We start from the raw sequence: 15,070 nt of genomic DNA on the forward strand, positions 1-15,070 counted from the left end.
GATCGCACCATTGACCCGGCGCCGCAGCATTATCGGCCTCCTGCTTCCCCTTGTTTTCATCGCCCCGGCCGCTGCTTTCGCGGATCAGGTCTGCGATACGCTTTATGCGCAGCTGCGCGAACCGCCGCGTGTCATCGGCAACACCGCCGAGGTACGGCGTTACGCCAATGCGCTCACCCGCCAGAACATCGAGATCCGCAGGATCAGGAACGATCTGCGCCGTTACGGCTGTTCATCCGCAAGCGTCACCGTTTATGGCAGCCCGAATGCCGAACTCTGCGCGGAGATCAGCGACGCGATGGCGGATGCGCAGAGCGAACGCGATGCCATCATCCGTGACCGCGACGATGCCATGGCGGCCCAGGGCAGCGATGATGGCGACATCAGACGCCAGCGCATTCTCGCCGCCCTTGACGCCAATGGCTGCAGCGCCATTCCGGAAACGGAAGCGCGCCAGCCGACGGCACCCGATGTGACACGTTACCCCGACGCCTTCGGCGAACAGAGCAATCCGCCGGGACAGGCAGGGCTTTCGCCCTACCCCAATGCCGCTGCGGAAGGCGGGCTCAGGACGCTGTGCGTGCGCACCTGCGACGGCTCGTTCTTCCCCATCGCTTCCAATGCCTCGCCGCTCGATTTCCGTGCGCAGGCCGAACAATGCCAGAAAATGTGTCCGGGTACGCAGACGGAGCTTTATTTCCACTCCATGACGGAGCAGGAAACGGCTGACATGGTCTCGGCTGAAACAGGAAAGCCCTATAAGGACCTGCCGACCGCCTTTGCTTATCGAAATGCCTCAACCAAAGCCCCAGGCTGCGCCTGCAACATGGCCGCCTATCACGAGGAGATGAAGCAGCAGGAGGCTGCGCGGCCGGAAGCTGAGAAACCCTATTCCAGCATCACGACCATTCCATCACCGCAAGGTGACACCCCCAAAAAACCCACCGAACTGCAGCAGGCCGCAAAGCCGCCGGAACAACCGGTTCCGGAACGCGACTATGACCCGAACAACAGCAGGGTCCGCGTCATCGGCCCTAAATTCCTGCCCGACCAGACAGGCCGGATCGACCTGAAGAACCCGGCGCTGAAGGGTATACAGCCGCAGCAATAGCTCCCATCAAGCACACGGTATGGAGTTGGCAACGCTCTATCTCACTCACAAGACGGTCGCGTGTTCTCTTTACCGCCCGCCCCAGCGATTGCGAAATACCAAATCCTCCAGCGGCACGCGCTGGCGCCAACCCTTCACCGCCAGTTCCGGCTCGGTATAAAGTGTATCGACGCGGCCGAGGCATAGCCAGGCGACGATCTCGATGTGGTCGGGGATCTCCAGAATGGTGCGAATGTCGCTATCGTGGAAAATGCTGACCCAGCCGACGCCGATGCCTTCGGCGCGCGCTGCAAGCCAGAGGTTCTGGATGGCGCAGACGGTGGAATAGACATCGGTGCGCGGATTGTGGGTACGGCCCAGCACCACCTTGCCGCCACGCGTCGGATCGCAGGTGACGCAGATGCTGAGCGGCGCCTTGCGGATGCCCTCAAGCTTGAGGCTGCGGTAAAGCGCCTGCTGCTCCCCCTCGAACATCGCCGCCGCCTCGCCATTGGCGCGGCTGAAGGCAACCCAAGCTGCCTGCCTGACCGCACCGTCAGTGACGAGCGTGAAATTCCACGGCTGCATGAAACCGACTGAGGGCGCGGAATGCGCCGCCTTCAGCAAGCGCTCGACCACATCTTCCGGCAATGGATCCGGAAGGAACTGGTCGCGCACATCACGGCGGGTTTCGATGGCACGGTAGATCGCCTCTCGCTCCCCCTCGGAAAACGGGTAGGCGGGCGAAAGCGCGTGATCGAATGCATCGGCGTCGAGCGAACTGGTCGCGAGTGGATCGGTCGGCATCGTCTATCCCCAACAATGCTGGCGCGCCGCCACGAAAACCGGCTCCGGTTTTCGCCTGCACGACGCGCTGCTGCAACAACCTGCCGCCGTCCACGCGGTCTGGTCTATTCTGTCAGGCCGGTCTTCTGACTCGGCTTCATCCGCCCACTTTCGCCTTCCCGAATGGATTCAGTGGCATCAAGAAAAAGGGCATCCGCCTCACAGCGCTGGGCACGTTCCGGTCTTGCACCGGATTCCCGATTCTCCCGCCGTAAAGGGCAGGCACCTGACGAAGAAGCTTATGAGCAACAAAGATTGCAAATACAAGTATCTTGCGCAGCGATGCGGCAATGTGACCGTGGCCACCTCACCTGCGTATTGCGGCCTTCAGCCGCCGCGCGGACGCGCGCCGGCTGAAGCACTCCCTACCGCATCACCCAACGGGAAAATACCGCACATAAGCGAACTCATCCCCGCCCGGTGACCAGTTGGGCGAATTCATCGTTCCCTGCCCGCCGAAAAGGTCAAACAGCGTTTCGGCGTTGCCACCATCCATATCCATCAGCCGCACGCGCACGTTGAGGTCGCGCGGATGGTCGAAGACATCGGCGTCGTAGGAGACGAAGACGACTTTGTCACCGCTGGGAGACGGATGCGGGAACCAGTCGCCATAGACGCTGTCGGTGATACGCTCGACGGCCGAGCCATCCACCCGCACGCGCCAGATCTGCATCTGGCCGGTGCGGCTGGAGTTGAAATAGATCCATTCTCCATCCGGCGAATAATCCGGCCCGTCATTGCGGCCCTCACCATGGGTAAGGCGTGTCTCAACGCCGCTGTCTATGTCCATGGAATAAATATCGAAAACCTGATCGCGAATACCGCAATAGGCGAAACCTTTCCCGTCCGGCGACCAGCCGTGCCAGTAGGACGGAAGGTTCTTAGTCATCAGAAGCGGCGTTCCGCCCGTCGAAGGCAGCAGATAGATGGCACTCTTGCCGAACTCCACCTTGTCGGAAATGGCATAAAGCGAACCGTCAGGCGAAATGCCGTGGTCATTGTTGCAGATTGTCGCAAAGCCGGTATCGACCTTTTCCGGCGAAGGGTCGCCGGCAAGTGACAGGCGATAAAGCAGACCGTCGCAGTTCAGAAGCAGGTATTTCCCGTCCGGCGACCAGTTCGGAGCCTCGAACAGCTCCGGCGTCTGCCACACCACCCGCATCTGCCGATTGCGGATGTTGAAGATTTCGATGGAACTGCGCATGCTGCCTCCCGGGCCTGTCGATCGTCTGGCGTGGAGCGTTGAATGGCACAAACATTCCGTTTGCATCCGCCACCGCCGTGATTATGATCCTATTGCCGCAGGCACCGCCCTGCAAATTCAAATAGGAAAAAACAGCAGCGTTCCGGCACCGCCCGCACCCCTGCCCGTTTCTCCCAGATCCGAGGTTCCGCGATGAACACCATCGCCGATCACGGCATCCGCTTCGGTCGGATCGCCGCAATGCTTCCTGTCAAGAATATCGAGAAGGCCCATGACTTTTATGTCCGTGTGCTGGGCTTCGAAAAGACCTTCGAAAACGGCAACCCTGTCGGTTTCATGATCCTGAAACAAGGTAATGCCGAGTTGCACCTGACATTGCAGTCGACGCACAAACCGGCCCCCTTCAATGTGGCGCATATGCTGGTCAGCGACGCCGACGCGCTGCACGCGCTTTGCAAAAGCCACGGGCTTCGCATCATCAAAAGTCTGCAGGACAAGGATTATGGCCTGCGGGCCTTCGTTTTCGAAGACCCGGATGGTAACCGCATCGATGTGGGGCAGGTTATTTAACGAGATAGGGAGACGGCGCGGCGTGTCCGCGCCGTTGGAGGAAAAGGATGCTTCTTCGCCATCGATATATGGCGAAGTCGCAGCATCCGCACTCCGTCACCCCGAACTAGATTCGGGGTCCAGCAAGCTCCCCCATGCCCTCCTTCGACTACCTGTCCCTGAACCGGTTGGTAATCGGATAACGGCGATCGCGGCCGAAGTTCTTCTTGGTGATCTTCACCCCGGGCGCGGATTGGCGGCGTTTGTATTCGGCGAGATAGAGCAGATGCTCGATCCGGTGCACCGTCGCGATATCATGGCCACGCGCGAGGATTTCCTCGACCGACATTTCCTTTTCCACCAGGCACTCCAGAATATCGTCCAGCACCGGATAGGGCGGTAGCGAATCCTGGTCTGTCTGGTTGGGTCGCAATTCGGCGGATGGCGCCTTGGAGATGATATTGGCGGGGATCACTTCGCCGGATGGCCCGAGCGCGCCCGGCGGCACATGGGAATTGCGCCAGCTGGAGATGGCGTAGACCTGCATCTTGTAGAGGTCCTTGATGGGATTGAAACCGCCATTCATGTCGCCATAAAGCGTCGCATACCCCACCGACATTTCCGACTTGTTGCCTGTTGTCACCACCATCGAGCCGAACTTGTTGGAAACGGCCATGAGAATGGTGCCGCGTGTACGGCTCTGCAGGTTTTCTTCGGTAATGCCTTCTTCCGTGCCTTCGAACATTTCCGAAAGCGCCGAAAGGAACCCATCCACCGGTTCGGCAATGGGCACGATATCGTAACGGCAGCCGAGCGCCCTGGCGCAATCGGCTGCGTCCTTCAGCGAATCCTCGGAGGTGTAACGATAGGGCAGCATGATGCAGCGCACCCGCTCTTCGCCCAGCGCATCAACAGCAAGCGCAGCGCAGATCGCCAGATCGATACCGCCGGAAAGGCCGAGAACCACGCTCTTGAAGCCGTTCTTGTTGACGTAATCGCGAAAGCCCAGCATGCAGGCGCGGTAATCCGCCTCCTCGCCTTCAGGGATTTTCGAGAAAGGACCGCTCTCACAGCGCCAGCCTTCTGCGGTGCGTTTCCAATCGGTAACGGCAAGGGTCGCCTCGAACTGGCTCATCTGGAAGGCAAGGGTCTTGTCGGCATTGAAACCGAAGCTCGCGCCGTCGAAAACCAGCTCGTCCTGCCCGCCAAGCTGATTGGCGAAGACCAGCGGCAAGCCGCTTTCGATTACCTGCTTCAGCGCCACCTGATGGCGCACATCCAGCTTGCCGCGATAATAGGGCGAACCATTCGGCACCAGCAGGATTTCCGCCCCGCTTTCGGCAAGCGTTTCGCACACACCCATATCGTTCCAGATTTCCTCGCAGATCGGAATGCCGATCCTGACACCGCGGAAATTATAGGGACCGGAGATCGAACCTTCGGCGAAAACACGTTTTTCATCGAACTCGCCGTAATTCGGCAGGTCAATCTTGTCACGCAGCGCGATGATCCTGCCGCCATCCAGAAGCGCAACCGAATTGTGCCGGCCCGTTTCACCCTGACGCGGAAAACCGATGACGACGCCCGGCCCGCCATCGGCGGTTTCCGCCGCCAGTTCTTCCACGGCCTTCAGGCACGCTTTCAGAAAAGCCGGCTTCAATACCAGGTCTTCCGGCGGATAGCCGGATATGAACAGCTCGGTCAGAAGCAGGAGATCGGCACCCTGCGTCGCCGCATCGGCCCGTGCTTCACGCGCCATGGCGAGATTGCCCGCCACGTCGCCAACAGTCGGATTGAACTGCCCGACGGCAATTCGAAGATGGTTTTTGATGTCGTGTCTGTCGCTCATGGCTTTTCAATACCGCGCCCGTGCCCGCTCCGCAACGCGGCAATTGCATGCCGCACCACCTTGATAGGATGAAGCCGCAACCGGCATTCACGCTAAGGTTATCACCGCACCGGCCACACTCCGCAAAGTTCATGTCGCGTTCATCGCGCTTATGTGACAGTTACATGACAGTTTTGCGACGCCCCGATTCACCTCCCCGAATTGCGCGGTGTCGCCTCGTAATACCGGAGTATGAGTTTGAGAAATTCGGCGCCAAAAACAACGGCTTCCGAAAAGGCTGATTTTGTCTTTTCGCCTGCATGGACGCGGAGCCTTTCCAAGCTTTCGGGTAAGGCCTACACGCTTGCCAATCTGACATTTTCGTCGGTCGTGCTTGTCGTCGCGCTGGAATGGATCGCCCGCGGTTCGCTAGTTGATGTCGGCACCTTCCTCACCTCATCCGCCCGCCCCGGCATGACCACCATCGCCGCCGTGCTGCTGCTGCTCGTAGCGCTGGATTCCATCCTCGGCCGCCGTTACCTGTCGCTCATCGCCGTTGCGCCGCTTTGCGCGCTGACAGGGCTTATTTCCGCGCAGAAACAGACCTATCTCTCCGATCCGCTTTATCCCTCCGACCTGCTGTTCGGCCGGCAGATCCTCGAGCTTCTGCCCACCATGCTGAAAGCCCAGCCGGTGACGGCCGTGCTGGTCGGCCTTGGCCTTTGCGCCACGGTTGCGGCCCTTTCCACCCTGTGGCTGCTGGCGCGGCGTTATTCGCCGGGCTTGAGCTGGCGCGAACGCGCCGCAGGTCTTGTGCTGGCGCTGCCGCTTCTGGCCGGCCTCGCCTCGCTCATGGACTATTCGCATTATTCGTGGGTGCGCGATCGTCTCAACATCATCCCCATGATGTGGGATCAACAGGAGAATTACCGCCATAACGGTTTCCTGATGGCCTTTGCCTTCAATATTCCCATGGCCAACGTCTCGGCGCCGCAGGGTTACGGCGAAAACAGCATCGCAGACCTGACCTCGGAACCCGCCGCCTTTGCCGCCAACACGGGCGATTACCCTGATGTCATCATGTTGATGAGCGGATCGCTGTGGGATCCGACACGGCTTGAAAACGTGAAGCTCTCTGCCGATCCGATGCCCAACATCCGCGCCAAGCAATCCGGCAACGTGTTCTCGCCGGAATTCGGCGGCATGACGGCGAATGTGGAATTCGAGGCGCTGACCGGCTTTTCCAACGCCTTCCTGCCCTATGGCAGCATTCCCTACCAGCAATATATCCGCCGCCCGGTGCCCTCGCTTGCCAGCTTCTTCCGTGGCGAAGGGTATTCGGCCATCGCCATGCATCCGTTTCAGGAATGGTTCTGGAACCGCAAGGAAGTTTACAGGAATTTCGGCTTCGAGGAGTTCCGCTCGGAAGAGACATTGCCGCCCATGGAAAAGCGCGGCAACTTCGCCTCCGACGACGCGCTGATGGACCAGATCATGGTGGCCGCGGACGATGCGCGCAACCCGCTCTTCCTCTTCGCCGTCACCCTGCAGGGACACGGACCTTACGAGGCGGGCCGTTATGCCAGCGACACCATCGGCATAGAGGGCAATCTCTCCGCTTCCGCATCGCAGGCGCTTGGTACCTATGCGCAGGGTGTGGCGGAGGCCGACGACGCCCTTCTGAAGCTGATGCGCTGGGCAAAAAAGCGCGAGCGCGAAACCATCATCGTGCTCTTCGGCGATCACCTGCCGCCGCTTGGCCAGACATTCGTGGAAAGCGGCTACATGCCGGGCATGGTGGCCAGCCGCCGCGCGCCGCTGGAAATCATGAAAAAGGAACACGAGACGCCGCTCGTCGTCTGGTCCTCGAAGACGGGGGTGCGCAAGAATATCGGCACCATCAGCCCGGCGCTGTTGCCCTATCACGTACTGAAAACAGCCGGTTTCTCAGACCCCTTCTATACGGGGACTTTGGGTGAAGTGCAGGATGCGTTTTCCGTCCTCGACCGGCATATGCTGGTGGCAACGGATGGCAAGGCGCTGCCCGACTGGTCGATTTCACCCAATTCCATTCCGGACGTGGTGCGCAATTATCGCCTGCTGCAATTCGACATGATGTTCGGCGAGCAATATGGCCGAGAGCGCTTCTTCCCCGGCTTCAACTGGGTAAATGACGCCACGCCGTCAGTCTGATGGGTCTGGATGGCTGAACGGCATGGCAGCGGAAATCGTTTGAATTCCATTGCCATGCGGGTTTATCTCGACAGGGCCTTACCGAACCATCAGCACCACGAGAAGCACCGTGTCAGACATCTCCGACTATATCGTTTCGCACTTCAAGCGCTCCTCCCGGGAAATCGGCGAGGTCGAGCGTCGTATTCTGGAACTGTCGCACCAGAAAAAGCTGGTCTCGACCGACACCAATGCGGAATTTTCCGCCGGGGCAAACCTGGGCGACAGGCTGGCCGACAGCATTGCAAGGGTTGGCGGCTCCTGGGGATTTATCCTCAGCTTCTGCTTTTTCCTGGTGTTCTGGGCAATCATCAACACCATCGTGCTGACGACGCGGGCCTTCGACCCCTACCCCTTCATCTTCCTCAATCTTCTGCTCTCCATGCTCGCGGCCATCCAGGCGCCGATCATCATGATGTCGCAGAACCGGCAGGCCGCTCGTGACCGTTTCGAGGCCGCCAAGGATTATGAGGTGAACCTGAAAGCCGAGCTTGAGGTGCTGTCTCTGCACGAAAAGATCGACGTGAAGGTACTGGCCGAACTGGCAGCACTCAGGCAGGACCTCGCTGCCCTTCACCGCCATGTGACCCGGAAAGAAGACTGACGAAAAAGAACCGGCGCGCGAAAATCCATCCCCGCTTTTCCCCGCGCCTCCTTACCCTGTTATCTTGAATGCAGTCCTGCCGGGTAGACGCCAGACGTGGCGTAAACCGAAGGACGGTCCTGGTGGTGGGAACGGTGGCACGTTCATGGTGACAGGACCATTTCGCAAAAGGCCGTGCACTGCCTCTTGCGAAATACGGCTTTCTGGAATGCCCGGTTGCGCAAGCATCCGTACAATCCAACCCCAATCAGCGCGTGACCGGGCACAACCCGTCTGAAACTACGAAAACCCGACGGCGAAGGCCGTGCCGGGCGCAAAGGCGCATCTTTGCGTCGCAAAACGACAAGCGGGCAAAACGGTTACGGATCCGTCAGATTATTGCGCTACAGATTGACGCAGGCGTTTGTTGCATTGCACTCTCGTGTGCAAGGCTGACAAGGAATCACTTCCCCTGGTCAAAATGGCATCACGACCATTTCGCGGCAGCGCCATCCCGGATGCGACATCCGGTCATTGCAATACATTCTGTTCCGGGGTTTTCATGTACCAGTTCGATCTGATTGTTATCGGCAGCGGTCCGGCGGGAAGACGCGCCGCCATCCAGGCCGCCAAGCTCGAAAAGAGGGTTCTGGTCATCGAGAAGGGCAGCCGCGTCGGCGGCGTTTCGGTGCACACAGGTACCATCCCTTCCAAGACATTGCGCGAAACCGCGCTCAATCTCACCGGCTGGCGCGAACGCGGTTTTTATGGCCGCTCCTACCGCGTCAAGCAGGAAATCGACGCGGACGATCTGCGCCGCCGCCTGCTGATCACGCTCGACCACGAGGTCGAGGTGCTGGAACACCAGTTCGCCCGCAACCGCGTGCAGCACATTCGCGGCACGGCAAGCTTCGTCGATGCCAACACGGTGAAGGTGGTGAAGAACGACGGTGAAGTCATGAACGTCACCGGCGCTTCCATTCTGCTCGCCATCGGCACGCGGCCCTACCGGCCACCGCATATTCCCTTCGACGGCGCGGCAGTGCTCGATTCGGACGAGATACTCGAGATCAAGGAACTGCCGCGCTCCATGGTCGTTGTCGGCGCGGGCGTCATCGGCATCGAATATGCCACGATCTTCAGTGCGCTCGACACGCAGGTAACGGTGGTGGAACCGCGCGAAACCATGCTGGAATTCATCGACAAGGAAATCGTCGAGGACTTCACCTATCAGTTGCGCGACCGTAACATGAAGCTGATCTTCGGCCAGAAAGCGGAAAAGGTGGAGCGCGACGACAGCGGCAAATGCCTCGTTTCGCTCAGCAACGGCCGCGTCCTTAAAGCCGAGACGGTTTTGTTCGCCGCCGGACGCGTCGGCGCAACCGATACGCTCAATCTTTCCGCCTGTGGGCTGGAAGCCGACAGCCGCGGCCGCCTGAAGGTCAATCCCGAGACCTTCCAGACAACAGTGCCGAACATTTACGCCGCCGGCGATATCATCGGTTTTCCAAGCCTCGCCTCCACCTCAATGGAACAGGGCCGTATCGCCGCCCGCCACGCGGTCGGTGCACCGGCCGGTGAACCGCCGCAGTTCTTCCCTTACGGCATCTATGCCGTTCCGGAAATCTCCACCTGCGGCCTGACGGAAGAAGAAGTCACTGAACGCCACATTCCCTATGAATGCGGCATCGCCCATTTCCGCGAAACCTCACGCGGCCATATCATGGGTCTCGACAGCGGGTTGCTGAAGATGATCTTCTCGCTGAAAACCCGCCGTCTGCTCGGCGTCCACATCGTCGGCGAAGGTGCCACCGAACTAGTGCATATCGGCCAGGCGGTGCTGAACCTGAAGGGTACGGTGGAGTATTTCGTCGAGAACACCTTCAACTATCCCACGCTTGCCGAGGCCTACAAGATTGCCGGTCTCGACGCGTGGAACCGCATGGGTGAGCTGAAGAAGGATTGAGGTTGGCTGTTGCGGGTGGAGATCGTTTGCAATGTGCGCAAACCTCTCCTCCGTCATGCTCGGGCCTGCCCCGAGCCTCTGCAACGTCGCGATTTTATGCGACGTGATTAGATCCATGGGACAAGCCCAAGGATGACGCCGAATGCGACGCAAGAACGTCCATCACTTTCTGCTCATCCATACGATAACCGGTGACGCCCCTCACCACCGAATACTATACCGCGCACTCACACCCGGCCGAAAATGATCCGCATATCCCTGATCGAGCGTTCCGCGCACTGTCAGGTGATCGCCGATCTTCTGCTCCACGGCCACGCCGCTGCTGAACTCGTTGAAGCTGTTGCGGCTTGCCCCCGTCAGCACGAAAGCCGTGCCGGTTTCCGAGCGGGAAAGGCGCAGCGACTGCGATACATCCAGGCCGTTCCATTGCTGCGCCGTGCCGTCATAACGCACCGTGAAATTTCGGTTGGCCTCGATATCCAGTTCCGGCGTAACGATGCGTTTCTGTCGCGACGTCATGGAAACGCTGCTCGACCCCGTCAACGCGTTGAAGAGGACACCGACATCACGGGCAAGCGAAACACCGGGCAGCTGCTCCGCCAGCAGCGTGACATTGCCCCACAACCTTACTGGCGTATCCACCACCTGCCCCGTCCTGGAGGCATTCATGCCCATTTCCAGCCCCGCCCGGATCGGCGTCTCGACCGGCAGCTTCGCGCCGATACGCGCCGTATAGGAACGATCGGAATTCTTGACCGGCTTCCAGATCAAACCAGCCTCATCGGCATGGGCGTTGGTGCCAATCGCGGCGAACAGAGAGAACAACAGGGCGAAGCCCGTTCGGTGGCGACATATCTTGTCCCCTGGCAAATTAAGGGCGCACCGGGTGAACCCGGCAGGCACGGTAAAAGCTTAAGGCCAAAGGTTTTGGCAGCGATGATAGCCGCGCGTTGGCGGCCATGTTTCCTTGACGGCTGCACAGGCAGCCAAGGCAAATCATGCTGCGCAGGGTGCCAGATGAACGGGAGATGAACAAGAGCAGATGCAGCAAAAAATCATGCTGCACTGCATTGTGATCAAAACGAAGGTGACGGGAAGATCAGCGTCTTAATTTCCTGCCTTCGGAACATTGCAACGAGCCAGAATATCATCCACCACCACTCCCAAAGACCTCAATGAATCAATGGCAGATGCACCGACTGGAAGGTCTTCTTTCGTTGCGTGGAGTTGCAGGACAAATTGTCTTTCGGCCAGATTGCCACCGAACTCATCCTCGGGCCTGGCAGCCAGCCGTCTTTGTAAGGTCGCTGCATCGACATCCAGAACGAAGACCTCATCGAACAGATCTACAAAGCGTCGAAAATTTCTCGATCCGCCACAGAAGAAGGTGACCGCGTGCTCTTGATCAGCCACAAGCTGCCGAACTTTTTCGACATTCCAGATGTGATGTCGGTGACGGAAGGCGATTTTTGTGTCGTCGCTCTGAAACAGCGCGACATCCATGGGTTCGCCCGTTTCGGGGTCGCCTTTGTAAGCCAGTTCACGGTCGCCGTGAATCACATGAAAGCCGCGTTGCTGAAGTTCCGTTGCAACCGAGGTTTTACCAGCCCCGGAGACACCCTCGATCAAATAATTTCTTCTTCCCATCGCCGCGACTGCCCAACGCCCTGTCATGCCTTCTGAAGATAATAGTCGAGAAAGACTTGAAGATGTCGGAGTGTCGAATTCTCCGGTTCATGTAATGCGAAATTGCGGTCGCTTGACGACCCAACGTTTTCCCACTGATAGTGACAAAAAGGCGAAGCCTGCGCCTAACCTCCCAGACCTTCCCCAGCATGGTCTTGAACGGAGGCAAAGGGACTGTCGTTGTCTCAGGCTACTGTCTTGGTCCGATCGTTTCGGGCGGGTTGCTGGGGAATCGCGTCCGGGACGTGAAAGGCCTGATCATGACGCAAAATAATAATTTCAAACGCCGCGTGAGAGCTCGTGCAGCGAAAACCGGCGAGTCCTATACGGCGGCGCTCAAGCATATCCGCCGAACTCCCGACATGCCAGTTAGCCCTTCTTTACGAATGGCTGTCGCGCAAACGTCGCTGGTCGACGACCCTCGTATGGTTTCGGCACTGAAAGCAGCCGGGCAAGAAATACGTCGCCTCATGTGCGATGCCCATAAGGCCGGCGCCCGTCTCATCCATTTCCCGGAAGGGGCAACGTGCTGGCCCAATAAACGCATCATGTCCGAAACTGGGCCGAGAGAAATCGGGCCTTCCGACTGGACGCGCTTTGAGTGGGAAACTCTGCGCAGAGAACTGGAAGCGAGCAGAAAACTGGCGCGAAGGCTGAAGCTTTGGACGATTCTCGGGTCCGTCCATCAGCTTACTGCGCCACATCGACCGTATAACAGCCTGTACGTCATCTCCGATCGCGGGAAGCTTATAACTCGCTACGATGAGCGCCTGCTGTCGAACACCAAAATCTCGTTCATGTACTCGCCGGGAACTGTACCGGTGACGTTTGAAATCGATGGCTTCCGTTTTGGTTGCGCGCTCGGCATGGAGGCGCACTACCCAGAAATATTCATGGAATACGAGACGCTGAACGTCGATTGCGTGCTGTTTTCCACCGCAGGTGATGGCCCGTCCAATGCCCCGGCATTTGCAGCCGAAATATTGGGGCATGCGGTGAGCAACACCTATTGGGCCAGCTATTCCACCCTGGCGGCTCAGAGTACAGCTGCTCCCTCGGGAATCGCCGCACCGGATGGCCGTTGGGTGGCGCAATGCCCGATGAACGGTTTACCGGCTATCGCAATAGCAGACATTGCTATTGATCGTGAAAATCCCGCACGACCATGGCGGCGAAAAGCCCGCAGCGATCTATATGCGCCTCATCAGGTGAATAATGATCCCAGAAGCGATAGCCGGGAGCAATTTTAACAGGCGAGATCGGTCAGCGGCGCGGTTTGGGCCCGCTGGCCACCGCGCAAGGCGGATGGACCGCATCGCCCAGACGAAACAAAAAAGGCCGCAGCTTTCGCCACGGCCCTTCCATTCATTCAGCTTTCGCCAGCCAAGATTATTCGGCGTCGGCCTCAGTGGCCTTCTTCTTGGCCGGAGCCTTCTTCTTCGGAGCGGCTTCTTCGCCTTCAGCGGCGTCGTCAGCCTTGGCAGCAGCCTTTTTCTTGGCAGGCGCCTTCTTCTTGGTTTCAGTTGCTTCTTCGCCGTCGTCAGCCAGAAGCTCTTCCTTGGAAACGGTCTTGTCCGTTACCGAGATTTCGGTGAGCAGCTTGTCTATGACCTTTTCTTCGAAGATCGGAGCGCGCAGCGAAGCGGAAGCGCCGGGGGTGTTGCGGAAGAAATCGAGGATTTCCTTCTGCTGGCCGGGGAACTGCTGCAGCTGCTGGAACAGCGCGCGCTGCATTTCTTCTTCGGTCACTTCGACGCCGGCCTTTTCGCCGATTTCGGAGAGAACGAGACCGAGACGAACGCGGCGTTCAGCGAGCTTGCGATATTCTTCGCGGGCTTCTTCTTCCGTGGTGTCTTCGTCAGCGAAGGTCTTGCCGGACTGGGCAAGATCGGTGTTGATCTGGCGCCAAATGTTGTCGAATTCGGCATCGACGAGGCCAGCCGGCGTGTCGAACTTGTACATTTCGTCGAGCTGGTCGAGAATCTGACGCTTGACCTTCTGGCGGGTTACGTTGCCGTACTGGCTTTCGATCTGGCCGCGAACGATTTCCTTCAGCTTTTCAGCCGATTCCAGACCGAGCTTTTCCGCCAGTTCGTCGTTGATTTCAACAGCAGCGGCAGCAGCAACTTCCTTGACGGTGATGTCGAAGTTGGCTTCCTTGCCTGCGAGGTTCGCAGCCGGGTAGTCGGCCGGGAAAGTCACGGTGATGGTCTTTTCGTCGCCGGCCTTGACGCCAACGAGCTGGTCTTCGAAGCCGGGGATGAAGCGGCCAGAACCGAGAACCAGTTCAGCGTCTTCAGCAGCGCCGCCATCGAAGGCTTCGCCGTCAACCTTGCCGAGATAGTTCATGGTGACGCGGTCGCCCTCGGCGGCTTTGCCCTTCTTGGCTTCAAAGGTACGGGCGCTCTCAGCGATCTTGAGGATCTGCTCGTTGATTTCGTCTTCGGAGACTTCAACAACTTCGCGGGTAACCTTGATGCCGTCATTGGCCTTCAGTTCGATGGCCGGAATGATTTCGTAGGCAACGGTGAATTCGAAATCAGTTTCAGCCGAAAGGATCTTTTCGGCTTCCTGCTCGTCCTCGGTCATGGAGATGGCCGGCTGCGTTGCAGACTTCTCACCGCGGCTGGAAAGGATTTCGGAAGGCTTTTCACGAACCAGCTCGTTGACGAGGTCGGCCATGATGGACTTGCCATACATCTTCTTCAGATGGCCCATCGGCACCTTGCCGGGACGGAAACCGTTGATGCGAACCTTGTCCTTGGCGTCAACCAGGCGCTCGTCCAGACGGGCCTTCATGTCGGTAGCCGGGATAACGACCTTGAGTTCGCGCTTCAGGCCTTCAGCCAGCGTTTCGATAACCTGCATTTTCTCAAACCTTCACATCATGGCGGCGGTGCTCAGACAGCCGTTGGTTTACTTTCGAGCACTGCGCCGGAAACGTCGTTCCCCGGCCGTGGCTTCCATTATTTCTTCACACAAGCGCCTGCCGGACAAAATTGCGCTCGCGCCGGAGACAAGGGCGCGGAGGGGATGATGAACCCCGAAGCTCCCTGCATCACTAAGGATGCACTCTGGCACAAGCG

12 protein-coding genes and 1 riboswitch are annotated in these 15,070 nt (G+C 58.8%); of the genes, 6 read left to right on the top strand and 6 right to left on the bottom strand.

The window, feature by feature from the left end; all coding sequences use genetic code 11:
* Nucleotides 1–10: 10 nt before the first annotated feature.
* Complete coding sequence (locus RBH71_RS20425) at nucleotides 11–1,111, top strand: DUF2865 domain-containing protein (protein ID WP_003515492.1); 1,101 nt, start codon at nucleotides 11–13, stop codon at nucleotides 1,109–1,111.
* 69 nt (nucleotides 1,112–1,180) lie between these two features.
* Here the strand turns inward: RBH71_RS20425 and bluB are convergent, their stop codons facing one another.
* Both bluB and RBH71_RS20435 read right to left on the bottom strand, forming a co-directional pair.
* Nucleotides 1,181–1,897 carry a 5,6-dimethylbenzimidazole synthase gene (gene bluB, locus RBH71_RS20430; RefSeq protein WP_003515494.1) on the bottom strand — a complete coding sequence of 239 codons (717 nt, stop codon included), beginning with the start codon at nucleotides 1,895–1,897 and terminating at the stop codon, nucleotides 1,181–1,183.
* Between the two features lie 97 nt (nucleotides 1,898–1,994).
* Nucleotides 1,995–2,181, bottom strand: a riboswitch (cobalamin riboswitch).
* A gap of 128 nt (nucleotides 2,182–2,309) precedes the next feature.
* A complete protein-coding gene (locus RBH71_RS20435; protein WP_003515497.1) occupies nucleotides 2,310–3,140 on the bottom strand; it encodes a TolB family protein in 831 nt (276 codons plus the stop codon).
* Nucleotides 3,141–3,332: 192 nt separating this feature from the next.
* Between RBH71_RS20435 and RBH71_RS20440 the strand changes: the two genes are divergently transcribed.
* Nucleotides 3,333–3,710, top strand: coding sequence for a VOC family protein (locus tag RBH71_RS20440; RefSeq protein WP_003515498.1), 378 nt, complete (start codon nucleotides 3,333–3,335; stop codon nucleotides 3,708–3,710).
* Nucleotides 3,711–3,858: 148 nt separating this feature from the next.
* Here the strand turns inward: RBH71_RS20440 and RBH71_RS20445 are convergent, their stop codons facing one another.
* A complete protein-coding gene (locus RBH71_RS20445; protein WP_323687473.1) occupies nucleotides 3,859–5,538 on the bottom strand; it encodes an NAD+ synthase in 1,680 nt (559 codons plus the stop codon).
* Nucleotides 5,539–5,769: 231 nt separating this feature from the next.
* Between RBH71_RS20445 and RBH71_RS20450 the strand changes: the two genes are divergently transcribed.
* From RBH71_RS20450 to sthA, 3 genes are all read left to right on the top strand, one after another.
* Nucleotides 5,770–7,710 (top strand): LTA synthase family protein, encoded by a 1,941-nt coding sequence (locus RBH71_RS20450; protein WP_323687475.1) that lies wholly within the window; start codon nucleotides 5,770–5,772, stop codon nucleotides 7,708–7,710.
* Nucleotides 7,711–7,819: 109 nt separating this feature from the next.
* Nucleotides 7,820–8,353 carry a DUF1003 domain-containing protein gene (locus RBH71_RS20455; protein ID WP_003515504.1) on the top strand — a complete coding sequence of 178 codons (534 nt, stop codon included), beginning with the start codon at nucleotides 7,820–7,822 and terminating at the stop codon, nucleotides 8,351–8,353.
* A 541-nt stretch (nucleotides 8,354–8,894) separates the two neighbouring features.
* Nucleotides 8,895–10,298, top strand: coding sequence for a Si-specific NAD(P)(+) transhydrogenase (gene sthA / locus RBH71_RS20460; protein WP_003515506.1), 1,404 nt, complete (start codon nucleotides 8,895–8,897; stop codon nucleotides 10,296–10,298).
* A gap of 201 nt (nucleotides 10,299–10,499) precedes the next feature.
* Here the strand turns inward: sthA and RBH71_RS20465 are convergent, their stop codons facing one another.
* Together RBH71_RS20465 and RBH71_RS20470 are read right to left on the bottom strand one after the other, a co-directional pair.
* Nucleotides 10,500–11,123: a hypothetical protein gene (locus RBH71_RS20465; protein WP_323687476.1), complete on the bottom strand. Its 624-nt coding sequence runs from the start codon at nucleotides 11,121–11,123 to the stop codon at nucleotides 10,500–10,502.
* Nucleotides 11,124–11,405: 282 nt separating this feature from the next.
* Entirely contained in the window at nucleotides 11,406–11,945 is a 540-nt protein-coding gene (locus RBH71_RS20470) for an AAA family ATPase (RefSeq protein WP_035252123.1), read from the bottom strand.
* A gap of 299 nt (nucleotides 11,946–12,244) precedes the next feature.
* Between RBH71_RS20470 and RBH71_RS20475 the strand changes: the two genes are divergently transcribed.
* Nucleotides 12,245–13,234 (top strand): carbon-nitrogen hydrolase family protein, encoded by a 990-nt coding sequence (locus tag RBH71_RS20475; protein WP_080580983.1) that lies wholly within the window; start codon nucleotides 12,245–12,247, stop codon nucleotides 13,232–13,234.
* Nucleotides 13,235–13,373: 139 nt separating this feature from the next.
* On the opposite strand, the gene tig is transcribed toward RBH71_RS20475, so the two are convergent.
* The gene (gene tig, locus RBH71_RS20480) at nucleotides 13,374–14,852 is read right to left on the bottom strand and encodes a trigger factor (RefSeq protein WP_323687477.1); all 1,479 of its coding nucleotides are present in this window, start codon (nucleotides 14,850–14,852) and stop codon (nucleotides 13,374–13,376) included.
* Between the last annotated feature and the right edge of the window lie 218 nt (nucleotides 14,853–15,070).

Source organism: Rhizobium sp. AN68 (assembly GCF_030758035.1).
In the GTDB taxonomy this organism is placed as follows: domain Bacteria; phylum Pseudomonadota; class Alphaproteobacteria; order Rhizobiales; family Rhizobiaceae; genus Agrobacterium; species Agrobacterium tumefaciens.

Excerpts from the sequence above, each read along its gene's own strand:
- bluB (WP_003515494.1), bottom strand. The coding sequence starts at position 1,897 with ATGCCGACCGATCCACTCGCGACCAGTTCGCTCGACGCCGATGCATTC.
- RBH71_RS20435 (WP_003515497.1), bottom strand. The coding sequence starts at position 3,140 with ATGCGCAGTTCCATCGAAATCTTCAACATCCGCAATCGGCAGATGCGG.
- RBH71_RS20440 (WP_003515498.1), top strand. The coding sequence starts at position 3,333 with ATGAACACCATCGCCGATCACGGCATCCGCTTCGGTCGGATCGCCGCA.
- RBH71_RS20445 (WP_323687473.1), bottom strand. The coding sequence starts at position 5,538 with ATGAGCGACAGACACGACATCAAAAACCATCTTCGAATTGCCGTCGGG.
- RBH71_RS20450 (WP_323687475.1), top strand. The coding sequence starts at position 5,770 with ATGAGTTTGAGAAATTCGGCGCCAAAAACAACGGCTTCCGAAAAGGCT.
- sthA (WP_003515506.1), top strand. The coding sequence starts at position 8,895 with ATGTACCAGTTCGATCTGATTGTTATCGGCAGCGGTCCGGCGGGAAGA.
- RBH71_RS20470 (WP_035252123.1), bottom strand. The coding sequence starts at position 11,945 with ATGGGAAGAAGAAATTATTTGATCGAGGGTGTCTCCGGGGCTGGTAAA.
- RBH71_RS20475 (WP_080580983.1), top strand. The coding sequence starts at position 12,245 with ATGACGCAAAATAATAATTTCAAACGCCGCGTGAGAGCTCGTGCAGCG.
- tig (WP_323687477.1), bottom strand. The coding sequence starts at position 14,852 with ATGCAGGTTATCGAAACGCTGGCTGAAGGCCTGAAGCGCGAACTCAAG.